The organism is Mastigocladopsis repens PCC 10914 (assembly GCF_000315565.1).
GTDB classification, from domain to species: domain Bacteria; phylum Cyanobacteriota; class Cyanobacteriia; order Cyanobacteriales; family Nostocaceae; genus Mastigocladopsis; species Mastigocladopsis repens.
Genome location: NZ_JH992901.1, coordinates 3,025,335 through 3,051,035, shown reverse-complemented (window position 1 = coordinate 3,051,035; position 25,701 = coordinate 3,025,335). Strand labels below are relative to the sequence as shown.

23 protein-coding genes and 1 pseudogene are annotated in these 25,701 nt (G+C 45.0%); 10 read left to right on the top strand and 14 right to left on the bottom strand.

Annotation, left to right across the window (positions count from 1 at the left end; all coding sequences use genetic code 11):
- Positions 1–22 precede the first annotated feature (22 nt).
- Entirely contained in the window at positions 23–463 is a 441-nt protein-coding gene (locus MAS10914_RS0115720; RefSeq protein WP_017313973.1) for a hypothetical protein, read from the top strand.
- Here MAS10914_RS0115720 and MAS10914_RS0115715 read toward each other — a convergent pair.
- The 3 genes from MAS10914_RS0115715 to MAS10914_RS0115705 all read right to left on the bottom strand — a co-directional run bounded on the left by MAS10914_RS0115715 (position 455) and on the right by MAS10914_RS0115705 (position 5,505).
- Positions 455–1,705: a tetratricopeptide repeat protein gene (locus MAS10914_RS0115715; RefSeq protein ID WP_017316901.1), complete on the bottom strand. Its 1,251-nt coding sequence runs from the start codon at positions 1,703–1,705 to the stop codon at positions 455–457. The two genes, MAS10914_RS0115720 and MAS10914_RS0115715, sit on opposite strands and share 9 nt — an antisense overlap.
- A gap of 412 nt (positions 1,706–2,117) precedes the next feature.
- Positions 2,118–4,568: a two-partner secretion domain-containing protein gene (locus MAS10914_RS0115710; RefSeq protein WP_017316900.1), complete on the bottom strand. Its 2,451-nt coding sequence runs from the start codon at positions 4,566–4,568 to the stop codon at positions 2,118–2,120.
- Positions 4,569–5,175: 607 nt separating this feature from the next.
- A complete protein-coding gene (locus MAS10914_RS0115705) occupies positions 5,176–5,505 on the bottom strand; it encodes a hypothetical protein (protein WP_156818167.1) in 330 nt (109 codons plus the stop codon).
- A 381-nt stretch (positions 5,506–5,886) separates the two neighbouring features.
- Between MAS10914_RS0115705 and MAS10914_RS0115700 the strand changes: the two genes are divergently transcribed.
- Both MAS10914_RS0115700 and MAS10914_RS0115695 read left to right on the top strand, forming a co-directional pair.
- Positions 5,887–6,102, top strand: coding sequence for a hypothetical protein (locus MAS10914_RS0115700; protein ID WP_017316898.1), 216 nt, complete (start codon positions 5,887–5,889; stop codon positions 6,100–6,102).
- Positions 6,103–6,543: 441 nt separating this feature from the next.
- Entirely contained in the window at positions 6,544–7,365 is an 822-nt protein-coding gene (locus tag MAS10914_RS0115695; RefSeq protein ID WP_017316897.1) for a squalene/phytoene synthase family protein, read from the top strand.
- 140 nt (positions 7,366–7,505) lie between these two features.
- Here MAS10914_RS0115695 and MAS10914_RS0115690 read toward each other — a convergent pair whose 3' ends face one another.
- Positions 7,506–9,134 carry a cyclic peptide export ABC transporter gene (locus MAS10914_RS0115690; protein WP_017316896.1) on the bottom strand — a complete coding sequence of 543 codons (1,629 nt, stop codon included), beginning with the start codon at positions 9,132–9,134 and terminating at the stop codon, positions 7,506–7,508.
- A gap of 367 nt (positions 9,135–9,501) precedes the next feature.
- Here MAS10914_RS0115690 and MAS10914_RS0115685 point away from each other — a divergent pair, with 367 nt between their 5' ends.
- The 3 genes from MAS10914_RS0115685 to hpnI all read left to right on the top strand — a co-directional run bounded on the left by MAS10914_RS0115685 (position 9,502) and on the right by hpnI (position 14,130).
- Positions 9,502–11,127, top strand: coding sequence for a B12-binding domain-containing radical SAM protein (locus tag MAS10914_RS0115685; protein WP_232224171.1), 1,626 nt, complete (start codon positions 9,502–9,504; stop codon positions 11,125–11,127).
- A 384-nt stretch (positions 11,128–11,511) separates the two neighbouring features.
- Complete coding sequence (gene hpnJ, locus MAS10914_RS0115680) at positions 11,512–12,948, top strand: hopanoid biosynthesis associated radical SAM protein HpnJ (RefSeq protein WP_198014981.1); 1,437 nt, start codon at positions 11,512–11,514, stop codon at positions 12,946–12,948.
- 12 nt (positions 12,949–12,960) lie between these two features.
- A complete protein-coding gene (gene hpnI, locus MAS10914_RS0115675; RefSeq protein ID WP_017316893.1) occupies positions 12,961–14,130 on the top strand; it encodes a bacteriohopanetetrol glucosamine biosynthesis glycosyltransferase HpnI in 1,170 nt (389 codons plus the stop codon).
- 37 nt (positions 14,131–14,167) lie between these two features.
- Here hpnI and MAS10914_RS0115670 read toward each other — a convergent pair whose 3' ends face one another.
- Positions 14,168–14,419, bottom strand: a complete 252-nt coding sequence (locus MAS10914_RS0115670; protein ID WP_017316892.1) for a hypothetical protein — start codon at positions 14,417–14,419, stop codon at positions 14,168–14,170.
- 253 nt (positions 14,420–14,672) lie between these two features.
- On the opposite strand from MAS10914_RS0115670, the gene MAS10914_RS0115665 reads away from it, so the two are divergent.
- On the top strand, positions 14,673–16,427 hold the full coding sequence (locus MAS10914_RS0115665; RefSeq protein ID WP_156818166.1) for an ArnT family glycosyltransferase: 1,755 nt from the start codon (positions 14,673–14,675) through the stop codon (positions 16,425–16,427).
- A 358-nt stretch (positions 16,428–16,785) separates the two neighbouring features.
- Here the strand turns inward: MAS10914_RS0115665 and hpnH are convergent, their stop codons facing one another.
- Positions 16,786–17,808 (bottom strand): adenosyl-hopene transferase HpnH, encoded by a 1,023-nt coding sequence (gene hpnH, locus MAS10914_RS0115660; protein WP_017316890.1) that lies wholly within the window; start codon positions 17,806–17,808, stop codon positions 16,786–16,788.
- Positions 17,809–18,039: 231 nt separating this feature from the next.
- Positions 18,040–19,032 (bottom strand): hopanoid-associated sugar epimerase, encoded by a 993-nt coding sequence (gene hpnA, locus MAS10914_RS0115655; protein ID WP_017316889.1) that lies wholly within the window; start codon positions 19,030–19,032, stop codon positions 18,040–18,042.
- A gap of 81 nt (positions 19,033–19,113) precedes the next feature.
- Between hpnA and MAS10914_RS0115650 the strand changes: the two genes are divergently transcribed.
- Together MAS10914_RS0115650 and MAS10914_RS0115645 are read left to right on the top strand one after the other, a co-directional pair.
- Positions 19,114–19,809, top strand: coding sequence for a 5'-methylthioadenosine/S-adenosylhomocysteine nucleosidase family protein (locus MAS10914_RS0115650; RefSeq protein ID WP_017316888.1), 696 nt, complete (start codon positions 19,114–19,116; stop codon positions 19,807–19,809).
- 75 nt (positions 19,810–19,884) lie between these two features.
- Positions 19,885–20,130, top strand: coding sequence for a DUF1902 domain-containing protein (locus MAS10914_RS0115645; RefSeq protein ID WP_017316887.1), 246 nt, complete (start codon positions 19,885–19,887; stop codon positions 20,128–20,130).
- A gap of 227 nt (positions 20,131–20,357) precedes the next feature.
- Here MAS10914_RS0115645 and MAS10914_RS0115640 read toward each other — a convergent pair whose 3' ends face one another.
- The 5 genes and pseudogenes from MAS10914_RS0115640 to MAS10914_RS36225 form a co-directional block, all read right to left on the bottom strand.
- Positions 20,358–20,588 carry a type II toxin-antitoxin system HicA family toxin gene (locus MAS10914_RS0115640; RefSeq protein WP_017316886.1) on the bottom strand — a complete coding sequence of 77 codons (231 nt, stop codon included), beginning with the start codon at positions 20,586–20,588 and terminating at the stop codon, positions 20,358–20,360.
- Positions 20,585–20,821, bottom strand: coding sequence for a type II toxin-antitoxin system HicB family antitoxin (locus MAS10914_RS0115635; protein ID WP_017316885.1), 237 nt, complete (start codon positions 20,819–20,821; stop codon positions 20,585–20,587). Before MAS10914_RS0115635 ends, MAS10914_RS0115640 begins: the two co-directional genes overlap by 4 nt.
- A gap of 72 nt (positions 20,822–20,893) precedes the next feature.
- Positions 20,894–21,970, bottom strand: a complete 1,077-nt coding sequence (locus MAS10914_RS34990) for an SDR family NAD(P)-dependent oxidoreductase (protein WP_017316884.1) — start codon at positions 21,968–21,970, stop codon at positions 20,894–20,896.
- Between the two features lie 33 nt (positions 21,971–22,003).
- Positions 22,004–22,636, bottom strand: a complete 633-nt coding sequence (locus MAS10914_RS31605; protein WP_017316883.1) for an SDR family NAD(P)-dependent oxidoreductase — start codon at positions 22,634–22,636, stop codon at positions 22,004–22,006.
- 95 nt (positions 22,637–22,731) lie between these two features.
- Positions 22,732–22,818: pseudogene (locus MAS10914_RS36225) on the bottom strand (3-oxoacyl-ACP reductase); the annotation flags it as partial.
- A gap of 155 nt (positions 22,819–22,973) precedes the next feature.
- Between MAS10914_RS36225 and MAS10914_RS0115615 the strand changes: the two are divergent.
- Complete coding sequence (locus MAS10914_RS0115615) at positions 22,974–23,441, top strand: RidA family protein (RefSeq protein WP_017316882.1); 468 nt, start codon at positions 22,974–22,976, stop codon at positions 23,439–23,441.
- Between the two features lie 93 nt (positions 23,442–23,534).
- Here the strand turns inward: MAS10914_RS0115615 and MAS10914_RS0115610 are convergent, their stop codons facing one another.
- Together MAS10914_RS0115610 and MAS10914_RS30270 are read right to left on the bottom strand one after the other, a co-directional pair.
- Positions 23,535–24,464, bottom strand: coding sequence for an NADP-dependent oxidoreductase (locus MAS10914_RS0115610; RefSeq protein WP_026082581.1), 930 nt, complete (start codon positions 24,462–24,464; stop codon positions 23,535–23,537).
- Between the two features lie 250 nt (positions 24,465–24,714).
- Positions 24,715–25,596 (bottom strand): NmrA family NAD(P)-binding protein, encoded by an 882-nt coding sequence (locus MAS10914_RS30270; RefSeq protein WP_017316879.1) that lies wholly within the window; start codon positions 25,594–25,596, stop codon positions 24,715–24,717.
- Between the last annotated feature and the right edge of the window lie 105 nt (positions 25,597–25,701).

Genomic DNA, 25,701 nt, shown 5'->3' with positions numbered 1-25,701 from the left:
GGTGTCATACACGGAAGTTGGGATGCTAAAACGAGATATTCAGGGGAAATTTGCTCTCAAGAATGAAGATTATCGTCTAGTTCGTTCATTGAGATTAACTGATGAAACCTGGAAGGCTATTGGTATTGCTTCTGAATGCTTAGGCTTAACCAGGGCTGATTATTTAGAACACATTACTAGGCATAAGAATCTACCGAGTATTACACGGTTAGACTCAGAAAATTTCACTCAGACTCGACCAGAAAACGAACCTCCTCCGTGTAATACACGACAAGAGGATTTTCATCAAACATCTAATCCCGTTATTACAGAACAGTCTATTGCTCTGCCAATGGTTGCAGAACTTGAAATTTTACGTGACCGTGTTTTGTCTGAACTGAAGTTAGGTAAACAAGCACCTGGGTATAAAACTGCTCAAAAAGCTCTCAATCGTTTCATTGTTGAACTGACCCGTTCAGTTTAGATGTTTTGGGAATTCGCCAACGGTATCAGAAGCGTAGTGCAATAGGGGCAAGATTGGTTTCAGTTCAGCGATCGCCGTTGACCAGTCTCCTTTGGCGTGAGCAACCATACCTCTAGCAGCCGGAATTGCCACAACAGACCAGTTTCGACGTAAGTAGGGATTCACTGTGGCAGCGTGTTTCTGCATACTGAGCTGCATTTGGGTCAACCATTCACTACGTCCTGCTTTTGCCAGTGCGTAGACATAATGCAAGTCTTGAAAGGGCAATGCGTGTTCGTGAAGGCGGGGAAAAAGATATGCACTCAAAACTTGCCAACGTTCGCCAACATCAACTCCACGCAACTCTAACCGTAACAACAGGGCGATCGCCCCTACTTGGTCTTTAGGAGATTCTTTCTGGGCACGTCCCCAAACATGAGTATCGTATAGCGTTAATACCTTTTCTGCGTCGCCTCTTTCAAGGTAGTACAGCGCTACATGCCACCAATTGTGTGTGTACAGCATGGAGTTGCAGTTTTCCCAGGTGTCAGCATGGCTTTCCATCCAGGCAATCCCCTCATCGACTCGTCCTTGAGTTTCCATGACATGAGCAATGGCATGATGCGCCCAAGGGTCATGGCGGTTCATCGTCGTTGCCATTCGAGCCATTGCTTCTGCTTCCATCAACTGATGGCACTGTTCCAAACCAAAAGCCACCATCCCATACAGGTAATGATTTTCCTGATTGGCTCTTAAAACTTTTTGAGCAATTTTGAGCAATCTTTCTTTGTCGCCCAAGTAGAAGTAGTGATATTGTCCCTGCTGAACTGATATGAGGTCCTGGGGAAACTCTTGAGCAATAGCCTCGTGTAATGCGAGCGCGCCTTGGGCGCCTCCCTTCGAGAGCATCCCCCCCTTGGGGCGGCTCCTGCGGAGCATCCTTCGGTCAATTGCTCCTGTAGCCCAGGCTGAAATTGCTTGTATGTACAACTGCTCTCGCTTTGTGACGTTTGGTAAATGCTGTTGAGCCGCTTGTAAGTGGGGTGTAGCTTGCTGCCAAGCCGTAGCGTTTTCTTGACAGAGGTAATGAGCAGCTGCATAGGCATGAATCAAAGCACAGGTTGGGTCTGCCGCAATCCCCCGTAAGATACAAGCTTCAGCATCCTTGCCATAGCTGAGGGCTTGTGTGATGAAACGGTCGATGGCTGCGATAGTCTCTTTTGAGTCTGTTGTCACTTCCAGTCCTTGAGAGTCTTTTAGCATTATTCATTCCTAGTACAAGGTCAGCTTTTTAGGTTAAACACCCGTCAACGCAGCAACTTTGCAAATTTATCCTAAAAATACACTAAATACATCGAAATACCGTATTTTATTGATTGAGTATGTCACAGCCAATCTTGAAAAGGCAAGACCCCACCCCCATTGGTGTCAACCTGACAGGGTGACGAGGAGTGGGAAAATTCTTAAAGTTATTAGGACATAGGAGGCGGGCGCGGAAGCCGCCGCACTCTAACAGGAAGCCCTCCGCCTCTACAGAGTTCTCTTTGCAAGCAAGGAAGGTCAAAAATCTCTCTGTGCTGCCAAAGAGGAGCCAGCGCTGTGCGGGGGTTGGGGGGTGAAGTTCTGCTGTAAGTGAGCCAGTCTAAATTCTAACGTTCAACTTCCGAAACCCTTGCTAACGACCACTACAAGATGCAGAGTTGAACCAAGAACTGTAGGGCGTCACAGTAGGTATCTGAGCGACCAAAATCACATCACCATTACCATCCACCACCCACCCCTGCGCTTCCACAATCTTATTCTGTGAGGGGTTGACATATTTGTTATTTTGTGTATTTATTACTGCAGATCCCTGTCCTTGTATTTCCCTACTTTGGACACCCTTAGCAGGATAGTTAGCATTTCCCTCCAAGGACACCCAATCTACCTGCACATTGTTACTTCTAAGAATTTCCCTAGGATTGGGTGGTATGCCGCCGCGTCCGGTGATAATGAATTCGCTTTGATTTTGCGCTACACCTGCATCACATCCTTGTGCCAGTCTCGGTTCTCGTGGTTCTACTAGCAAGTTGATTAATCCACGGTTGATGTCAAGATAAGGTTTGACAAGAATCACCTCTCCGTTTGCAGTAGGGTTGGCTTGGGAAATTGCCGTGATATCGCTTGTAAGAAGCTCTTGGGTGTTTAGTTCGGGTGGGTCGTTAGTTCCTAATAGCCTTGCCAAGTCTTCTCGAAAACGCGGCACTATGCCAAAAATACCAGTGACATTGATTTGGATTTTGCCACCAGAACCCGTGAAAGCATTGGCGGTGATATCGCTGTTTTCTCCTGGTACGGCGACGATAAAGCCATTAGGAGTATTGATAGAGATATTACCTCCATCTCCACCCGCCTGGGCGTTGCCTGCGTTGGTGGAAATTTGACTGTTACGGCGCAGCAGTAGTAAATCCTGCAGCTGTATATTAATATCTCCCCCTTGCCCTAAATCCGTTTCAGAAGTAATTTTGCCTTGATTGTCCAACCGGATGGAACGAGCAGTGATATTGAGTTCACCTGCTCTGCCGAAGTTCATTTCATGCCCGTTGTAGATATAATTGTCTGGAACTTCACTACTGACAGTGACTGCTGCTCCGTCCCGGACAATCAATTGCCCAGTGGTAATTGTTAACTTGCCAGCATCTCCAGAACCGCTAGTTGCAGCTGTCAAGCGACTAGGAATTCCTGTTGGTGAAATGCCAACTAGTTCTATGGACTCGGAGGCATTCACAGTTAAATTTCCCCCTTGTCCTATACCTGGTGTCAATACGTTAGAATCAAGTACTCCAGTAGACTCTGCTGATACCTCTGCCCCATCTTGAATACGCAACCTTGAAGTGTTAATCGTAATGTCACCTGCGTTTCCGGAACCAGCCGTCGCACTGGTCAATACACTGGGTGCATTATTTTTCGTATTCGGTACGGGAACTTCTCCTATCAAATCTACAGACTCGGAGGCGTTCACAGTCAAATTCCCCCCCGAACCTGAGCTAAATACAGTGCCAGTAGATATTTGTGCTCCATCCCGCAGGCTTAACTTTTGAGTATTAATTGTTAAATCTCCCCCATCTCCAGTACTCATAGTTAAATTTGCCAAACTTGAATTAAGACCAACGAGTTCCACTGACTCGGAAGCATTCACTATCAAATCTTTTCCAGATTGAGAACCCAGAGTTAGAGACCATATCCGTGAACCGTCAGTGAGCAGTAAACCTTTACTCTGAACTTGAATTCTGCCCCCACCTTCACCACTAGCATCCACGTAAGATGGAAATTCAGAACCATCAACAGTTCGCGCAACGAGTTGAATGTTCTGGAAATTCTGGACACCTTCATAACTTAATGCCCAACCTTGGCTTGTTGGGTTGAGAGTGACCAGACTATTACCAGCTACACTTCCCAACTCAATTTCTCCCCCCTCTGCTGTTAAATTTCCACCATCAAGCGTGACATCTGAGCCCACAAGCGCTAGGGTTTTGCCAGGCTTTACCTGTAGACCAACAGGTCCTCCTAAACTACTGATTGCTCCCTCTGGACTCGCTTGAGATTGATTGCGGATACTGCCCGGATTTGCTCCGAATTGTAAACCAATCGGTACACTTACTGTTAACAAAGGCGTGCTTTGGGGATCTGTCGCACTAAACTTAGTACCATCAGCAAAATTGAGACTACTTGCCGTACTGGCTATGAAAGAACCGCCGATGTTAAGGGTCGCATTAGGACCAAAAATAATCCCATTCGGGTTAATCAGAAATAAATTTGCTGTACCGTTAGCCGCAAGAGTGCCATAAATTTCAGAAATAGAATTACCCGTGACCCGGCTAATAATATTCTCAACGTTACTAGCATTGTTAAAGAGCGCTGTAGTTCCAGTGGGTACGGAAAATTGCTTAAAGCTGTGGAACAAATTGCTTCCAGCTTGAGTCCCACCTTCAATTTTTATTAAATTATCCTGCGTGGTTACGCGAGAATTATCTGGGAGAGTCGCATCCGGAGTGACTTGGGCAATAGCACTGTTTGTAGAGAAAGCTATTATGACAGCGCCTATAGTAATTCCTAACCCTTTAAATCGGCTCGCAAGAGTAGTCATACCAGATATTCCTCTACGCACAGTAGCTTTTGGTGAACAATGGTAACGCTGTAGCAACATTTAAGCTAAAACACATCTAGGAGCGCATATTTACTTGTTAGGGTCGTCAAGAGTCAAGAGATCAATTGTCAATAGTAATTCTGGACTTTTGACTTTTGACAAATGATCTGCCTTCACGCTCATAATGTGCAATTTAAATGCACAACAGCTTAGTAGAGTACACCGATTTCAGTCAATGCGCTCCCTTGCGGGTGTAAGGGGATAAGGGTGTAGGGGTGTAGGGGAAAACAAAGGGTTTAGGGGGATAAGGGTGTAGGTGTGTAAATGAAAAGAAAAATAATTTACGTAATCTCTACAAGAGAGAGCGATAGTTGAATTCTCTTATCCAAACTGTATTGGAGTCTACGTCATAATTGAGCAAGTTACTGTCTAAAATTTATGGCGCTGCTGATTTGAAGTATAGATTCAAGTGTAGAGACGGAGCAGTGCTACGTCTCTACAAAGGTTTTGAAATTACATGAAATCTTTTTCATGCATGACTTCAGCAACACCACATTTATCTATCATAGATTAGTTAATTAGCAAGCACATAAGTCAGCAGCCTTAATTAATGACACCAGGTAGCACAAGGGAAACACCAGCCTATTGCAAACACTGATAGCTGTTCCTCATCATGTGGAAGTGCTGGCAACAATTCGCTGGCTTTTTGACCTTCATCAGTTTGACTAAATTCTCTAACTTTATTAACATCAAGTGTACATTGAAATGACAAAAGATCTTCTCCTGTTAAACCATAGTTTTCAACCAATTCAAGTAAGTTAGAGTTCTTCAAAGCCTTACCTACTAACTGCTTCATTTCTTCTTTGAATTGCTCTAACTTATCAGCAGCTAACTGCTTATCAACAATTGACTGAGCTAACGTTTTAGAAACCATCATTTTTCCCCTTACAAACTAGTGCATATAATATCCTAAATGTTGCACAAGTAAATAGTAAGCTGTCTTGTGTATTAATTAGCCATTAAAGAATAACATTAAATACACATGCACCTCATTTTTGCTGCCTTCTTTCTACATTCTTTATAAAGATTATTCTCATTCACTTATGCACTTGGATAAATGACGCAAGAACTAGAAAGAAGCTTTTGTCCTATACATAATAAAGTTTATTTAATTAAATAAAAAATATTTTTTCACTCCAACAAGGGAAAATATAGCATTCTCAATGTCAATATATTGAGCTTCCTTGATGAAAAAGTATTTTGCTTGCCAACATAATTAAAAACAGTAAATCACACAAAAATATTACATCTTTGTGATATGTCTTTTTCTATTTGGCTTTACTTTTTTGGATGCCCTGACGACAAAACTCAAAAAATCCAATTGCCTCAAGAGGAGCCGCGCTTTGTGCGTTCGCGCCTTGCGTGCCCAAAGGGCATTGGTGCAGAGCACCCGCCCCTTTGGGGCGATGCTCCCAGAGGGAGCCGCGCCTTGCGCGATCGCGTTTATCATAAAGGCGCAATCCCTATAGCATAGGAGTTGTCACTAAATATTTAGCAGCACTATGGACGTATTATATAGTACTGTCATAACATTTTTTTATTTTGAGCAAAGAAAATAGATAATCTAAATCTGCCTTGTGAATCAGAGGTGGGCAAGTATGGAATTGGGTTGAGCTTGACAGCCGATTGTGAATTAACGTGAGTTCGATGTCATCTGTGTCCCCTCTCCAAACCTCTCCCCACTTCGGGGATACATAACACCTCCGTCTCCTGTCAAGAGAAAAGGAGGTGGGGTGGGAGAAGTTCTTCAAAACTCACGTTGAATTAAGGCGATCGGGCGGGACGCAATGCTTTTTGCGATGGATCGCACTTGGGTAAACAAGAATACCAATTTCAGCGTTTTTGATTTGAGGGGTGACTTTTTCCCCAACAATGATTAAGCAAAGTTAATGATAGCCAATGGAGTTGCAATCTTATGGACTTGTATGGAGATGCATTAAACATCCTCAAGGAAACGAGTCGGACTTTTTACATCCCAATTATTCAGTTACCACTTGGCTTGCAAGAGGCGGTAGCGTCAGCATACCTGTGTTTGCGAGCGATTGATGAAATTGAAGACCATTCAGAACTCGATAACTTAACTAAGGCAAAGCTGTTGCGAACAATTAGCTTGATATTACAAGCAGGAGGTGATGGTTTTGCAGTCGATGCTTTCTACAAAGGATTAAACTCACATGAACATATACTACCGGAGGTTTCCCTTCGGATTCGAGAATGGGCAATACTTGCGCCTGCAAGCATTGCGCCTCGAATTTGGGATGCGACTGCGGCAATGGCAGATAGAATGGCTTACTGGGCAGAGACCAACTGGAAAATCCATACGGAGTCTGACTTGGATCGCTACACCTTTGGAGTGGCTGGTGCAGTTGGCTTGATGCTCTCAGATTTATGGGCTTGGTACGATGGGACTCAGACGAACCGTATCCATGCGATTGGGTTTGGTCGGGGCTTACAGGCGGTGAATATTATCCGGAACCATAGTGAAGACATGGCGCGTGGGGTGGACTTCTTCCCTGAGGCTTGGAGTGCAGAAGATATGCATAATTATGCCCGTCGCAATCTAGAACTGGCAGATGCATACACCAGCGCCCTTCCTGATGGTCCGGCTTTGGACTTTTGCCAAATTCCCTTAACTTTGGCTTACGGCACCCTTGATGCCCTTGCCAATGGCAAAGATAAACTCAGCCGCAGTGATGTTATTGCCCTCATTGAACAGTTGACCAAAATGAGCAGGTAAACACTCGCCCTCAAGCGTTCGGACGCCCACATTCACCCATACCTTAACAAACAGAGTTTATGGAGGTTTGACTAAGCGTCTAGAGGTTTTGCTCAAAATTGCTCCTCGCACTCACTCACACAATGCTGGAACTTTGTTCCTCATGTTCCGTACCGCTTCTCGTATTCCACTTTGCCGTAGTCAAGCTTAATGATCCGGTCTGCCAAATGAAAATAGCGATCATCGTGGCTGATTGCTAGCACTGTTTTGCCCCTCTGCCTCAGTTCTGGTAGAAGTTGAGTGTAGAATATTTCCCTAAATACTGGGTCTTGGTCAGCTGCCCACTCATCAAACAGATAAATTGGTCTGTCTTCCAAATACGCCGTTAGCAAAGCCAGTCGTTTACGCTGTCCTTGGGAAAGATTTGTGGTGGAAAGTTTTCCGTGTTCAATTTTTACCTTGTGGTCTAGTTGGAGTAGCTTCAGGTACTCTTTAGCTTGAATATCTAGTTGCGTATTGTCCAATCCCAAAAGCTCATCAAATAAATAAAAGTCAGAAAAAACCACACTAAAATGCTGGCGATACCACTCACGATTCTGTCCGTTAATCAACTCCCCATCCAACCAAATTTCTCCAGCTTCAGGGATGTAGAGTCCAGTAATCAGTTTGGCGAGAGTGGATTTACCGCTCCCATTCCCCCCAACAATGAACACAAGTTCTTGTGGATGAAACTTCAGGTCGATAGAACCCAAAATAAAGTTGCTGGCTTCTTGATCCCCACGGTAAGTGTAGGTAACACCTTTGAATTCCAAGCGTTGCCAAGAGGTGCTTGTGACAGGCGGTATCGACGATACTTCAGCTCGACGAGCTAGAGATAAACCCAGCGATTCTATCTTTTCCAAGGCAACGCTGGCTCTGCTAATTGTAGGAATATTCTCCACAATGTTGTTCATCGGCAACATCAAGTAAGTAAAGGTCAAGATGTAGCCAGAGAGAGTTTGGGGACTAATAGTGAGTATATTGGGAAGCGCGAATAAGACAAAACCAATGGCGAAAAAAAATATCAGCCTTCCCCAGCTTGTTGTTGTTGTAAACAGGGTTAGACCTTGAACGTTATGATGACGAAATAGAGCCGCCGTTGATTCCAGGTTTTTAGAAAGGAAAACTTGACGCCGTCCGTGGTGCAGCTTAAGTTCCTTAACTCCTTCTGTAATAGTACGGAAATGTTTAAAGAGCACATCTTGGTCTTCACGGGCAAGAGCGAGGAAGTACTTTCCTCTGTTTAACAGCCACTGACAGCTGCCGATCGCCACCACTGAAAGTGCTACAACTAATAGAAATACTAACCAGGAAAGCCAAGTTATATACATCAAGCAACCCGCAACGATCGCCATATCAATGCAGAGATATGGAATCACATGAACAGCATGAGCAACAGCTTGAACGTCCTCTGTCAGGGTTGCCAAAAGTCGCGGGTTTCCTTGCTCTTCTAGATAACCCAACTCAGAAGCCAGTATCTGATGACTCAAGCGCATCCGTAATTGAAAGATAGCATTTTGAGATAACCTAATCAGCATCACCTGAGAAATAACACTGGTAATAAGCGCAACTAGGGCAAGTCCGACAAAACCCCAAGCGATGGATGTCAAACGTGAAGTAGCACTGCTACTGGCGGCGCTTGCAACTAGGGCAATGAGGCTAGCACTACTGCCGCCACTCAGGAAGCCGGTGATAACTGCTATTGTCACCATTCCCCAAGAAGAACGCAGAAGAAAATAAATCAAACTCATGTTAATTGATGCGAATTAATGCAAAGAAATTTAATTTATGCTGACAGGGCGACGTGAATTGTTAAATAAAAAACGCTTGCTCATATCATCCCAAAGCCACTTGACTATTTAGTTCTTATGACAAATCTTCTATCTATAGGCTGTCTTGTTTTACTGTTCTAGGACTATACCATAAGGATAAATAGCAACCTTGGCAGCTGTCAGAACTGAAAGTTCACTTTCTGTTCGACTATGGCAACAGCAGTCTAAGTCAGTAGCAGGGGCGGCGATTAAGACTGACAAAAGGCGGTAAGCTAGTGAAAATTACAGACAATTTTGTAAAGGTCTTATCAACTTAGCTGTTCAGGTGTGTGAGGAGACAATGACAATGAATAGTTCTGTGATGCCTTTAGAGAAGCCGCCCCTTGAGAACAAGAATCTGAGAACCCGCTACACTCCGTGCCATCATCGGCGCATTCTTTGTATCTTTCCCAAGTACAGTCGCTCGTTTGGAACTTTTCATCACGCTTACCCACTAATGGGTGGTGTCCGCGCTTTCATGCCGCCACAAGGCATTTTAGTTGTGGCTGCTTACTTACCTCAAGAGTGGGAAGTCCGGTTTATTGATGAAAATGTCACTTCGGCAAAAAGGGTTGATTATCAATGGGCTGATGTGGTTATTCTTAGTGGGATGCATATCCAGCAACCACAAATTAATAAGATTAATGAAATTGCCCACAAACACGGCAAAATCACAGTTGTGGGAGGTCCTTCTGTCTCTGGTTGTCCAGAATATTACCTAGATTTTGACATTTTACATTTAGGCGAATTAGGTGATGCCACGGACTCCATGATTGAGTATTTGGATCTACACACAACACGTCCTCAACAACAAATTCGCTTTGAAACCAAGGAACGGCTTCCCCTAAGCGAGTTTCCCAGCCCAGCTTATCATTTGCTTAATCTCAAACAGTATTTTCTTGCCAATGTTCAGTTCTCCAGTGGTTGCCCTTATCACTGTGAGTTTTGTGATATTCCTGCACTTTACGGTAACAACCCGCGCCTTAAAACTCCAGAGCAAGTGCTTGCGGAACTCGATGCTATGCTGGAATCTGGCAATCCAGGAGCAGTCTATTTTGTTGATGATAACTTTGTAGGCGATCGCCGCGCCCTCATGAAGTTGCTCCCTCACCTAATTGACTGGCAAAAACGCAATGGCTATCCTGTTCAATTTGCTTGCGAAGCGACACTCAATTTGGCGCAAAGTCCAAAACTTTTGGCAATGATGCGCGAAGCTTATTTTTGCACAGTTTTTTGTGGCATTGAAACCCCCGAAACAGAAGCACTCCAAGCTATTTCCAAAACTCACAACCTCAGCATGCCAATTTTGGAAGCAGTGAAAGTTTTAAATAGCTATGGCATGGAAGTTGTCTCAGGCATCATCATCGGGTTTGATACAGATACACCTGCAACCGCAGGCAAAATTCTCGAATTTATTCGTCTGTCTCAAATTCCCATGTTGACAATTAACCTACTTCATGCCTTACCAAAAACTCCGTTGTGGCAGAGGTTAGAAAAAGAAGGGCGAATTGTCTTTGATGAAAATCGTGAGTCGAATATTGAGTTTCTCATGCCTTACGAACAAGTTGTTGAGATGTGGCGGCGTTGCATCACAACGGCATATGAACCGGACTATTTATATCAGCGATTTGCCTACAACATGGAACACACTTACCCTAACCGGATCGCTGTTCCCAATAGTCCGGCTCGTACTTCTTGGGCAAATATTCGTAAAGGTTTAACTTTAATGACAAACATTCTACTGCGGGTGGGCGTGTTTGGGAACTACCGTAAAACTTTCTGGAAAATGGCCCGCCCCGCACTCAAACAAGGCAATATTGAAAACCTGATCCACGTTGGGCTTGTTGGTCATCATCTGATTCAGTTTGCAGCTGAGTGTACCAGAGGTGATGAATCTGCCTCGTTTTACTCCCAAAAACTACTCCAGCCTTAACCATCCAAGTCTGGTATAGTTTAGAAAAATTTCTTAAAAAGACCATTAAGCGATGAAAATAGGCTCCCAAACCCAAAAAGAATTAGACTTCTTGCAAAAGTATGATTAATCGATATTTAGAACCGCAGATGCACGCAGATAAACGCAGATAAATTATCTGTGTCCATCTGTGTCCATCTGTGGTTTTTTTCAGAAAATCGACTTTTACAAGAGGTTTATTGTTCTGCCGAAGCTTCTATCGCAAGTCACGATGACAAATATTCGTATTTGTGAACACGAATAGTTAAAGCAATATCAAAAATTGTCTTAAAGCAAAGTTTTAGCCGTATAATTTCCAACGTTTTCACCTAGATGCAAGCTACCAACCCTAAGGGGAACAAAACTATGATGAAGACTTTACTCCTCAACCCGCCGTCTTTTGAAAACTTTGACGGTGGCGCTGGTTCTCGTTGGCCTGCAACACGCGAAATTGAATCGTATTGGTATCCGGTTTGGCTTGCATATCCCGCCGCAATGATCAGCGAAAGTCGGCTACTCGACGCGACACCTCACGGAGTCTCGCCAGAGGAAACAATTCGGATTGCCACTGAATACGATTTTGTTGTTCTTTTTACCAGCACACCGGGATTTTATAGCGACGTGCGTTTGGCAGAAATGATGAAGGCTGCAAAGCCATCGCTAAAAATCGCCTTTGTCGGTCCTCACGTCACGACACAACCAGAACAAAGCTTGATGGCGAGTGAAGCGATTGACTTTGTCACACACAAGGAATTTGATTACACAGTCACAGAATTCGCTTCAGGGAAGCCGCTTGCAGAAATCAAAGGCGTGAGTTTCCGCCAAGACGGTAAAATTGTGCATACTGAGCGACGGTTGCCCATTGAAGACCTAGATGCGCTGCCATGGGTCACGCCCATTTATCAACGTGACTTGGATGTGCGTCGCTACAACGTGCCATTTCTGCTACACCCTTATCTCTCCTTTTACACCACGCGCGGCTGCCCTGCTAAGTGTACATTTTGTTTGTGGCCTCAAACTTTCGACGGTCACGCGTGGCGTCAGCGAGCAGTTGATGACGTTGCTAAAGAGGTGAAATACGCGCTGGAACTCTTCCCCGATATCAAAGAGATATTTTTTGACGATGATACGTTTACCGTCGGGAAACAGCGTGTGCTAGAGTTGTGCGAAAAGTTCGAGCCTCTTAACTTTACCTGGTCTTGCAATTCCCGCGTCCACGTTGATCTCGAAACGCTGCAAGCAATGCGGAAAGCTGGCTGTCGCCTGTTGATTGTAGGATTCGAGTCAGGTAATCCTCAAATCCTCAAGAATATTAAGAAGGGTGCAACAGTGGAGCATGGGCGTGAGTTTATGAAGAACGCTAAAAAAGCTGGCATTGTTGTTCATGGCGACTTCATTATTGGTTTGCCCGGTGAGACGCCAGAAACTATCGAGGAGACGCTGAAGTTTGCTAAAGAACTTGACTGCGAGACCATCCAAGTTTCCGTAGCTCATGCTTATCCTGGTACTGAACTTTACAACTTTGTCCAAGCTAACGGATACCTGCGCTCTGATATTGAGATGACTGACGAAACAGGACACCAGCTGCCTCATATTGAGTATCCAGGCTTGTCACGCGGTGAAATGATGGAGGCTGTTGAGGATTTCTACGGCAAATATTACTTCCGTCCCCGCATTGTCGCCCGCATTCTCAAGAAAGCGGTTTTCGACTCTGAGGAACGCAGTCGCCTTTACAAAGAAGCACGGGAATACCTCAGCTTACGTGCCAAACGCAAGCAGTTTGTTGCTAACCAGAAGGCTTAAGTCAACACGAGAATGATATATCCGCACCAATTACTACTCCTGATTCTGTGCCTGGTGGCAATTGGGTATTACTGCTATGGCATCTATGCAGCACTTGAGTTCTTTTCCCATCCGGCACAGATTGATCCCGACTTTCATCCACCCATCACGATCCTCAAGCCCATTTGCGGTCTTGATATCGATTCCTACGAAAACTTTGCCTCATTTTGTCAACAAGACTATCCAGAGTACGAAATCATCTTCGGTGTCCGCGATGAACATGATCCAAGTGTGACAGTTGTCAAGAAAATTATTGACGATTTCCCAGAAAGGGATATTCATCTGGTCGTGAGCGATCGCACAATTGGCACGAATTTGAAAGTCAGTAATTTGGCGAATGCAGCAACCCTTGCCAAACATTCGCTCCTACTGCTTGCGGATAGCGATGTGCGCGTCGGATCTGATTATTTGCAGCGAGTTATTCAGCCAATGCAGGACGAAACGGTAGGTGTTGTCACCTGTTTGTACCGTCCCCAGGTTCAAGGATGGGTGGCAATCCTGGAAGCTATCGGTATATCCACTGAGTACCTTGCTAGCATTTTAATCGCAAGGTCACTGGAGGGAATGAACTTTGCCCTTGGTCCAACCATTGCGATCCGTAAAAGTGTTTTGGAAGCAATAGGAGGATTTGGGGCAATTGCCGATTATCTGGCAGATGATTTCCAATTTGGGTATTTAAGCGCACAAGCAGGTTACAAAGTCGTGCTTTCTGACTATGTGATTGATCATGCGATCGCATCAGAAAGCTTGCTTGATTTCATCCACCGTCAAACACGCTGGAATTGCTGCACGCGAGTTTCAAGATTTTGGGGCTATGCGGGGCTGATCTTTACCCACGGCACAGCCATTAGTTTATTATTGTTGATAGCAACAGGTGGGTCAATTTTCGGTTGGGCGATCGCCACACTTACCTGGAGTACCCGCTTGATTATGGCATGGGTCGTTGGAGTCAGAACCCTCAAAGATCCGGTCGCCAAAAAGTTTTTGTGGTTAGTACCTTTACGCGATCTCATCAGTTTTGGATTGTGGTGTTACAGCTTTGTTGGCGACACCTTCGAGTGGCGTGGTCGGAGACTCAGACTGACAAAAGGCGGTAAACTCGTGGAAAGGACAAATGATTTTGCCAAGGTACTATCAAGTTAGCTGTAGATTTGGGCTGTTTAGAGTATAAACTCAGCCTTTATCTCACTTGAATTGTCCGACCATTTTCACATTTGTACTGTTGCCCATTAACAGTTACTGTTGTCGTGGCTTGAGCATTTGGTGAGTTAGAAGAACAATTAAGTTTGACTTGCCCATTCCTGACTTCTGTTGTTTGATTGATTTGTGTAGAGTTCGTGTCACTAGAACTTTCACCACAAGCAGCTGTTATTGTTAGCAAGGAACATAGTAAGCCAAATACAGCGATTCTTTTCACAAAACTGTTAGACATTGCCAACTCCTTAATAGTTTCATGTTTGTTCTTTTTTTGGAAGTGGGCTTGATACCCACAACTAAAGTTCTTAATAAATTTTGAATTGTTTTGTTACTCGTGTTGATTAATAGCGTGTGTTCCTAGTTACATAAAGATTTAACATATAACTTGTCCCTTAAGCAGAAGTTAGGAAAAACAGAAGAAGTTATTCTTAGACATTCTCTGGAATAGTTTCTTCTTAATGCGTAAGTTATGGTCTGTCTACTTACTTATGCGTAAACACTTACCTATTATTTTATTGCTCCTTCTGAGCGCGCTCATCTACCTCAGCATTGCTTTTGAGCCTTCTGTTTTTGATAATGCGGATGCAGTTCATACCCAAGCATCTAAAGAGATGCTACAGCGCCACGATTGGGTGACAATGTATGTCAACGGAGTTCGGTATTTGCAAAAGGCTCCCCTCCTTTATTGGTTAGTAGCAAGTTCTTATCAAATCTTTAGGATCAATGCATTTGCCGTACGTTTTCCCACAGTGGTCGCAATTGTGCTGCTGGGCTTGGTCGCTTATATATTCGGGCGATGGGCGTATTCGCAAAAAGTAGGACTTTATGCAGCCGCGATTCTGGTTTCCTGTTTTGCGATGTTTCTGTTCACTCGCATCATGATTCCAGAAGCACTGCTGACTCTGTTATTCACAATCGCGCACTTGTGTTTTTTACGGGCGTTTTTTGGTACTGGTTGGGAAAAAAGGCTTTATTACGGATTTTATGCTGCTACAGCCTTAGCAGTGTTGAGTAAAGGGCTGATTGGCATTGTCTTTACAGTAACTCCCGCGTTTCTATTTTTGTTACTGACTGGTAACCTCTCTGCTTGGAGACAATTACGGTTGCTTTCAGGTAGTGCCTTGTTTCTAGCCATTGCTGCACCGTGGCATCTACTTGCTGGTTTTCGCAACGAACATTTTTTCTGGTTTTACTTTGTCAACGAACACTTCTTGCGATTTTTCAGCAAACGCTACCCAGTAGATTATGGCAAAATGCCTGTTTTGAGTTATTGGCTGCTGCACGTAGTTTGGTTATTTCCTTGGAGTTTAGGATTTCCACTCCTCATCACACAGCGACCTCATTTGCAACCGCTGAAAGATAAAAAGACGCAGGTGAACCTTTATCTATGGTTGTGGGCAGGAGTGATTCTTATTTTTTTCAGTATCTCTTCCAACCAAGAGTACTACACATTTCCTGCTTACCCGGCGCTGGCTCTCTTGCTTGCTGTAGCCTTGACTGAAGCCGAGAGAGGAAAAATACAAAAGTACTTACTGTGGGTTAATGGAATCTTAGCAGCGATCGCAGTCGTCTTTGCTGCTGTACTAGGATTGCTAGTCTGGAACGCTCGTAATATCCAGCCAACAGGAGACCTTTCGTCCTTCCTCAATCAAGTTTCTTCCGACGACAAACGATATACACTCTCGCTCGGACATTTGCTTGACCTGACACCACAAGCTTTGGCAGAATTACGCTATCCGGCGATCGCTGCGGCATTGGTGGTGAGCATCGGTTTTGGGCTAGCATTTTGGTATCGCTACCGACAACACCATGAACGCGCCATGACAGCAATGGTCCTAACGATGGGACTACTTGTGATTTGCTCTAACAACGCCTTGATTCACTTTGAACCAGTGCTCTCCTCACGTGTTCATGCTCAAGAAATCAAACAGAGGTGGGAACCGAACGCCAAAATTGTGATCAATGGCAATTATGAAACCGGCTCATCCCTGCGTTTTTATATTGACGAGCAAATCTTACTCCTCAACGGTCGGACTCTGATCATGGAATTCGGTTCCCGCTATCCGGATGCCCCACCCATATTTTTAACTTATGAAGATGTGCGTCGCTTATGGCAAGGTTCCGACCGGATTTTTCTGTTCACTGAAAATCCTAAGAAAGAGGCATTGCTGAAAAATTTGGCTATGCCAGCCTTTCTTGTTACCGACAAGGGAGGAAAGAGCATATTCACCAATAAGCCATAGCTGCGACTGTTCTAAATTAGGAATTGTGATTTTCAGAAGAACGCCAGAACGCAAGACTTCATGCACTCATCAATTATTTTTAAAAGTGAACCACAGATGGACAACGGACACTTGCCACAACGGGGGGCTTTGGGGTCCCCACGGAGTGGGGTTGGGGGGAGACCCCCGCAAGGCAGTGTCCTCCAGATGAACACCGATGAATTATCTGTGTTTATCTGTGTAGCCTACGGCACGGCTTACGCCTACATCTGTGGTTCTATATAAAAAAATCTACTTTTGCAGGAGTTCTACAGAACGTAGTGAAGATTTCACAGGTGAAGAGACGTTACATGCAACGTCTCGTGCAACGCCGGTCAAGTTACTTACTCATCCCCAACAAAGTACCAACCGAACGAGCTAGGTTTTCCGGTTGCATCGCATCTACTGCTGCTGTCGGTTCATAGCCGCAATGTACCATGCAATCTTTACACTTGGGATTACCACTAGCACGACCGTATTGACTCCAGTCGGTTTTGTCTAACAGTTCTTGGAAAGATTTATAGTAACCTTCATTAAGCAGATAACAGGGCTTTTGCCAACCCAGAACGCTATAGCTTGGGCTTCCCCAAGGAGTACATTCGTAGTCTTTCTCGCCGATGAGAAAATCCAAAAATAATGGGTTGTGGTTGAAGTTCCAATTTTTCTTACCCGCCTTATGGGGAGCTAGAATTTCTCGGAAGAGTGCGCGTGTTTGTTCACGCTTAAGAAAATGCTCTTGATCTGGTGCCCACTCGTAACTATAGCCGGGGGAGATCATTATGCCATCAGTACCCAGTGTGTTGAGGAAGTCAAAGAACTGCTGTATTTGTTTTGGGTCAGCACCTTCAAAAACTGTGGTATTTGTTGTGACACGAAATCCTTTTGCTTTTGCCGCACGAATCGCATCAACTGCAATATCAAAGACTCCTTTGCGATCCACACACTGATCGTGCAACTCCCGCATCCCGTCTAAATGGACACTGAAAGTCAGATATGGGGAAGGTTGGAACTTATCCAAGCTCTTTTCTAACAACAAACCGTTGGTACACAGGTAAACAAACTTTTTGCGCTTAACTAATCCCCGCACAATTTCATCAATGTAAGGATGTAACAGAGGTTCTCCACCTGGAATTGAGACAATGGGGACTCCACACTCTTCCACTGCGGCAAAGCATTCTTCAGGGGTTAAGTGTTGCTTGAGTATTTCTTTGGGATGTTGGATTTTGCCACAACCAGGACAAGCTAGATTACACCGGAATAATGGTTCCAACATTAAAACTAGGGGATACCGTTTGCGACCCGAAAGACGTTGAGTCACTATGTATTTCCCTACTTCTACGGCTTGTTGTAAATGAATTCCCATAATTCTCCTCTACACCTTGATATACAGCAATTTGCACTTTTTATGAGATACACATTTTCAACTCAAGAGCCAGATATAGAGCAAATTTTACTTCTGACTTCTGACTCCCGACTCCTGACTCCTGACTCCTGACGGATGTATTCTGCTGTAAACTCTAGCCAGAAGCAGTTTGCGCTCAATCAATTTTGATATTCTAGGAGCGTTTAGCACGTTTATCGTAGATTACCACCGTTATGCTACCTCAACGTATTTTTGAGCCACAAACCAACTGACAGCATCTTTTAAAGCAGTTGTTATTGGAGTCTGAGGTAAACCCAATTCTCTAACAGCTTTTGAAGCATTGTAATACATCGGTTGATGCGCCATGCGAACACCATCTAAAGGAATCGAGGGGGGCTTGCCCAAAGGAGCAAGAATTTGTTCATCAATCCAAGCTAAACTCAGGGGTATCCAAGCCGGAATAGATTTTTGAGGCGCAATCAAACCTGTGATGTCGGCAAGTTGGTCTAGTAGTTCTTTGAGGCTAAGGTTTTGGTTGCCTAAGATATAACGTTCTCCTGTTTTTCCTTTTTCCAAAGCTAAAATGTGCCCCTTCGCCACATCGCGCACATCAATAAAATTCAAACCCGTGTTTAGGTAAACAGGCATTTGCCGTCGCAGAAAGCGCAGTATGATATCCCCAGTGGGAGTAGGTTTGATATCCATTGGACCAATTGGACTGCTTGGATTGACAATCACAACATCTTGACCCTCTTTTACCGCTTGTTTTGCTTCCTGTTCAGCTAGATATTTAGACTTCTTATAGTGACCAACAAGTTCCTCAAGCGGACTTTGATGAGTTTCATCCACAATCTTTCCTGCACCAACCCCAATAGCCGCGACGGAACTGGTATAAACGGTACGTTCAATTCCTGCTTGACGAGCTGCTGCTAACACATTGCCTGTGCCTAAGACGTTATTGTGATATAATGCATCCCGGTCAGCTTGCCAAAGAGAATAGTGCGCTGCAACGTGAAACAGAACTTGGCAACCTTGCATTTTCCGGTGCAAATCTGGCTCGTTTAGGTCTCCTTTAACAATCTCGATGTCTAAATCTTGTAAATTGTCTAAGCGGCTGTTAGGACGAACTAATGCCCGGACTGCATAACCTTGTTCAATTAGCAACCGTGTCAAATTAGCTCCAACGAAGCCTGTAGCACCTGTAACAAACGTGCGAAGTGTCATGAGTCGTGTCCCTTACTATGACGCTGTTAAACTAACTACGATCAAAGCTTAAATAATTAAGAGACATTCATAAATTAGACAATGCTTGTTGATGCCATTCTGGTTGCCCAAGGAGCAGAGTACAAATCTGTTTACAAAGGATTAAATCGTGTAGCGGTTCCTACACCGCCCGTTTTTCCCATTCCTATGGGACTATCAGCATTGACCAAGTATTTAGAAAAATGGCTACAAGCAGGGCACCTTTCTCATCATCCGCAACCCAGAGTTTTGCTGATGGGTTTATGTGGCAGTTTGTCACCGAGATACAGTGTTGGAGAGGCGGTACTGTATCGCAGCTGTGTTTACCGTAGCGAAGAAAATAAAAAGACTTCTGAGCTTTTGTGTCATCAAGAGTTAACAGAGATACTGCACCAAAAATTACAAGATAGAGTGTTGACAGGTATTGGCTTGACAAGCGATCGCCTGATTTATTCTGGCAGTGAAAAACTCCTATTAGGTCAAGCATATGGTGCTGACGTTGTAGACATGGAGGGATTTGCAGCATTAGAAGTTTTGAGTGAGTTGGGAATTGCTGTGGGAATGCTACGAGTCATCAGTGACGACGCACACCACAATATTCCAAACCTCACCCATGCATTCAATAATGGTTCTTTGCAGGCGCTTCCTTTAGCAATGGGATTACTTAGACAACCAATTGCTGCAACTCGTCTTGTTTTTGGTTCCCTGCGGGGACTACATATTATACAGGATTTAACAACTTTTTTGTTGAGCAGTTAAATATTTAATAAAGAGACACCTGTAAGTTTGTTTTAAACTAATAACTACGTCGTAGAGTCTACAGAGCGCTTGATAATGACACAAATCACATTTAAGGTTCAAGCCTTTTGGGATTGGGAAGCACAAGTCTGGGTTGCAACTAGTGAAGATGTGCCTGGATTAGTCACTGAAGCTTCTACAACGGAGGTTCTTACGCAAAAGCTTCGAGAAATGATCCCAGAACTCATCCTTCTAAATAGAATTGTGCCTTCTGACTATGTGGGTTCTATCACTTTTGAGTTAATCAGTCATCGGCAAGAGTTGATTGAGGTAACTTCTTAGATGAGTGCGTCGTTTACTCGTGAGTTGAAAAAAATTCTCTCGGAAGAAATAGAAACAACTAAACGGCAATATAGTGCGGCGTGTCGGCGCAAAGAGTACTCATAGTCCATGTGACACAGATGCTGCAAAACCTTTTGTATCATATACACCGCGCCATTGCTTGTGACAGTTGCGTAAGTCCTGGGTTGAGTTGAGTACCGACACCAAACAATAAAATTACACCTAATTTATTTTTCTAAGAAATCAAAGAAAGTTTCCTTGTCAATACCAATATCCTGAATCATGCCCATTAGAGTTCCTTGTTTTAGGTCTTTTCCCGAATGAATAGGAACAACAACCCTTTTTCCATGACTATCCTTGTAAATAGCATGACTTCCCTTTTGACGGTCAAGATAAAAACCTAATTTTTCAATGACCTTGATAAATTCTTTAGCTTTGACACTAGGAAAATTACTCATGCCAAGATACTTAATGGCTTAACAATTAAATCTTCTCTAGGAATTGGCTGATTATCAGCCTTTAAACTTTCAAGATATAATTCAATAGCTTCTGTAATATTCTCGATGGCCTCTTCAAAAGAATCTCCTTGAGAATGACAACCTTTTAGGATAGGACAAAAAGCGTGATAACCTCCATCTGATTCTTTTTCCAGAAGAACTGTGTAATTGTAAATTTGTTTATTGTTATCCATATGTTTTCAACTTAACTTGTGCTCTACTTACTTTTAACTTAGACTGATTCCATAATACAGCACTTCCCACTGTTATGAGGTACAATAACAGCAATTAGCAAACCAGTTTTTTAAATGTTGAGGATTCATTAAGTTGAGTGCAACTGAGATGACTGTATCAACAATTTCTGTTGTAGTTGGAGCAAAACTGCGTAAAAAAGATTTGAGTTGTGACCACCATAACTCAATGGGATTAAAATCCGCAGAGTATGGGGATAAACAAATAAGTTTAGCACCTACAGCTTCAATCATGGGTTCAATTGATGCTAGTTTATGGGCAGGGAAATTATCCATAACTACTACCGCCCCTGACCACAATTGAGGCGCTAAAAAGTTCTCAAGAAATACATCAAATACTGTTCTATCCATTGAGTTATTCATTGTCATTAATGCCACAACTTTTTTCATACTAATGGCTCCAATGACTGTGACTTTTGCACCGCTATAAAATGGTTTTAGCTCGTATACTCTTGTTCCCGAATGTGAACGTGCATGAGTTCTGGCTAAACCGAGTAAAACTCCTGTCTCATCTAAAAATACTAAGTTATCTGGCTCTATATCTCTTACCTTTTCCCAATATTCTGCTCTGAGTTTTTGGACTCTTGGAGTTGCTGCTTGACTACTCCGCAATGTTTTTTTTACGATTTCATCCCAATTTTTGTAAGACGCGGCACATTGCAGAATGGACGCGGTATTGATAAACTGACCACTGCCTTGCGCTTCCATAATTGGCAAACCCGCCGCAATGCCGTTCAATACGCCACGGATATTTACATCAATCATGTTGTCCCATTCCTCGACCTTCAAGGCATTCATCGGGGATAGGGGCATCACGCCTGCATTGTTAAAGATGACATCGACGCGACCAAATTTGTCTTTGGCGAAGTGAATGAATGCTTTCACATCTTCGCGATCAGTGACGTCTACCGCTTTGAATTCTGCTGTACCACCGGATGCGTGAATCTCCTCGACCAGCTTTTCTAGCTTGTCTGTCCGACGTGCCCCCAAAACGACTTCTGCACCGTTTGCGGCGAGCAGCTTCGCAGTGGCTTCGCCGATGCCGCTACTGGCTCCAGTGATGGCGATAACTTTATTTTCTACATTCAACATGATGACTTTCCTTACTGTTGAGGTTGATTGGAATTAAAGATACTGACCACCAGAAACTTCAATTCTCTGTGCATTCACCCATCGATTTTCTTCACAGAGCAATGATGCGATCGCGAAGCGGGCGCTCTGCGCCATCGCGCCACCAATATCATCCGGCACACCCACGCGACCCAAGGCAGTTTGCGACGCGAAGAATTGGTTAATTTCTGGATTGTCACGCACGACACCACCCCCGAAATCAGTTTCGATTGCGCCTGGAGCGATCGTATTCACCGCAATCTGTCGGTATCCCAGTTCTTTCGCCATGTATCGAGTTAAAACCTCGATCGCGCCCTTCGCGCTGGCATACGCAGCATAGCCCGGTAGAGTAGAACGGGTAAGACCAGTCGAAAGATTGACAATCCGTCCTCCGTCCTTGATCAAAGGAAGCAGTTTCTGTGTCAGGAAGAAAACGCCCTTCACATGAATGTTCATCAAGTGATCAAAGTCTTCCTCGGTCGTTTCGGCAAAAGGCGCATATACGCCAGTGCCAGCATTATTAACGAGGAAATCAAACTGCTCTGTCTGCCAGTTGTCTTGAAGTGTCTGTTTGACTTGTGCCACAAACCCATCAAAGGTTTTCGTGTTGGAAGTATCCAGTTGCAGGGCAGCAGCTTTACCACCCATTTCTGCGATGGCGCAAAGCGCCCACCGTAGGTGATCGCAGAGACAACGCTGTTTGCTTCTGCCTCGCTGCTGTGATACGTCACAATCACATCAACCTCTTTTTTAGCAAGTGCCAAAGCAGTATTTTTGCCCAGTCCTCGGCTCGCTCCTGTGACCAATGCGATTTTTGTGTTGTTTGTCATGGTTATTTTCCTCGTTGTTGAGATTAGTGATTTAATGATGAAACTCCCTGCTCAGGATTCGTGCAGGAGGTCTAATTCAGCGTTACACTCAGACCAGTTGCGGATGCAGTATTGAGGTTTCATGGCAGGTTTTTGTGTGGCGACTGAAATTTATCATGTCTCCCCCGCCCGCAACCCCTCTTTCACGCAACAACGCCCTTTCAGACGCACAAGGATTAGACACAATGAGAAAGCAACTGATCAATCCGCCACAACTTCATGATGGAAGCCCGTTCGGAATGTCCCAAGCGGTGATTGATACCGCATCGGCTACCGTTTACATTTCTGGTCAAGTTGACTGGGACGCAAACCACCAAGTTTCATCCCATACCGTCGAGGGGCAACTCTCAAAGGCGCTGACTAACCTGACCGTCGTCCTAGAGGCATCGGGAAGCTCTGTAGAAAATCTGCTTAGCCTTCGCGTCTATATTCGTGGTGAAATTGGGGAATTCATTGAGGATATCGCACCGGTTCTTGCACAATTTTTAGAAGGGTCGCGTCCAGCTCTTACTGGAATCGGCGTTTCCTCACTCGCCTCTCCAGAAACATTGGTTGAGATTGAGGCAACAGCAGCACTGATGTGACTAACTAATTTCCTAAATCCGTAACCACAAGCTGAACCGCACCCGCTCCAATGACTTGTCGAGTTGCGCCATTATTTTCACCACACTTCAAATTTATGCCTCGGCTTGCAAAACGATTTTGCCGCGTGTGCGCCCGCTTTGGGAAAGTTGATGTGCCTTTTTCACGTCCGTGAGCGGCAGAACCGTTTCGACGTATGTCTTCAATTTGCCTTCTTCAATCAAACGGTTGATTTCGGCTAATTGCTTTGCGCTCGGCTGACAGGAGAGCCATGAGCCTTGGACGCCGAACTCCTTAGCTTTCTCTTCGGCTTGAGGCTCTGCCGCCGAAACCAAAAAGCCACCTTTTTTCAAAGTTTGGAACGCTCGCTCGCAAGTGTCGCCGCCGACCGTATCGAAAACGACATCCACGTTTTTGACGACTTCCTCAAACGGTTGCGCCGTGTAATCAACGAACTCATCCGCGCCTAAATCACGGACGAACTGTTGGTTTTTGCCTGAAGCCGTGCCGATAACGAACGCGCCTTTCGCTTTGGCAAGCTGAACCGCCATCGAGCCGACTCCGCCCGACGCTCCGGTTATCAAGATTTTTTGCCCGCGGCTCACATTCGCCAAATCAAATATTGCCTGCCACGCAGTCAACGCGGCAATCGGGATCGACGCCGCATTTTCAAAATCGAGGCTTTCCGGTTTGGGCGCGATGGCGTCCGGTTTGGCGACGGCGTATTCAGCGTAACCACCGGACAGGCTGGACACGGTCATCCCATAAACGGCATCGCCCTTCTTGAAATCTTCAACGCCAACGCCAACCTCTTCGACGGTTCCGGCGATGTCGCCGCCAAGAATGAGCGGAAGTTTGAAGCCGAACCGTTCGCCCGCGCCATCGCGGATTTTCCAGTCCGCCGGATTGACCGCCGCGGCGTGAACTTTCACCAAAACCTCGTCTTCTTTCGCTTCTGGACGTTCGACATCGGTGTAATCCAAAACGCTCTCATTGCCGTATTCGTTAATCACTACTGCTTTCATTTTTCTCCTATGTTCAAGTGGATAGTCTAACAAGAGTGATTTCTCTACCGGCGCATCCGGTTCAACCGATAGCAACCCAAAAGAGCGCATATCCAGTTCATGCGATCGCTTCAATCGCTTTGCCGTCCTGCATGCGGAAATACCAGGTGTAGGTATCCCGATGTAGCTGTTTCGCCCTCACGTCCATTGAATTGTTCGGTGTCGCTTTGATAGAAAAGACATTTTTCATTGAGTCTTTGCGCGCGAACCTTTAAATCAGGTCTTGCTCTTTTGCAGCTTCGGCGGCGAAATCTTCGATGGTTATTTGGCCTTTGCGAGTTTCGGTTCCGCTGTCCTCAAAAACGATATAACCGGAGTTGATTCCGCGCATCATCTCGCACCAATTGTTAACGACTTCGGGCGAGAAACCGAAATTGGTAAGCGTCGCCTGCCACTCGCTTTCGGGAACGGCGACGGCTTGCACGTCGCGCCTGAGAGCGGCGGCGAAAGCGGCGGCGACATCATTTGGCGAATAATCTGCCGCGCCGTGCAGTTCAATGATGCGCTTGCCTGCCCAATCTTCGGTCAACGCAACGGCTGCGGTGCGCCCGATGTCTTTTGCCGAAACCATTGGAATCGGTCGTTCGAGCCGCTGAAGAAAACTCGGCAGAATGCCTTTTTCGGCGGCAACCGCAGCCACGCTATTCCAGTTTTCCATAAAATACCCCGCCCGCAGGAAAGTGACGGGAATGGTTAAACCGCCGAAGATGTTTCCCAAAAAGTAAGTCGTCAGGATGTTACCCGTGCCAGTGGCGTGCTGCGAACCGAACGAAGAAAGCAAGACAACTTTTTGCACGCCCGATTGCGTGATGGCTTCGACATATGCCGCGCCGATGTTTTTCGCTACGGCGAACATATCGGCAACATGATAAGCAGGCGGATTCAAGGTATAAACGGCGATCGCGCCGTCTAAAGCATTAGTCATCGCACCTACGTCAGTGACATCAGCGAAAGCAACGTCCGCGCCTTTCGCCCGCCAAGCGTCAGCAGCTTTGTCTGTTCGCAACACGACGCGCACCGTTCGTTTCTTTTCAAGCAACGTATCGGCAACCACAGAACCCGTTTGTCCGGTCGCGCCAAACACTACAAACATAAATTTCCTCCTAAAATGTCGAAACCAATTTTGACAACCGAAGATGCCTAACGGCACAGTTCAGCAGCGGTTTCCACTTTTGACGAGTCCAATGATTTAACTTTC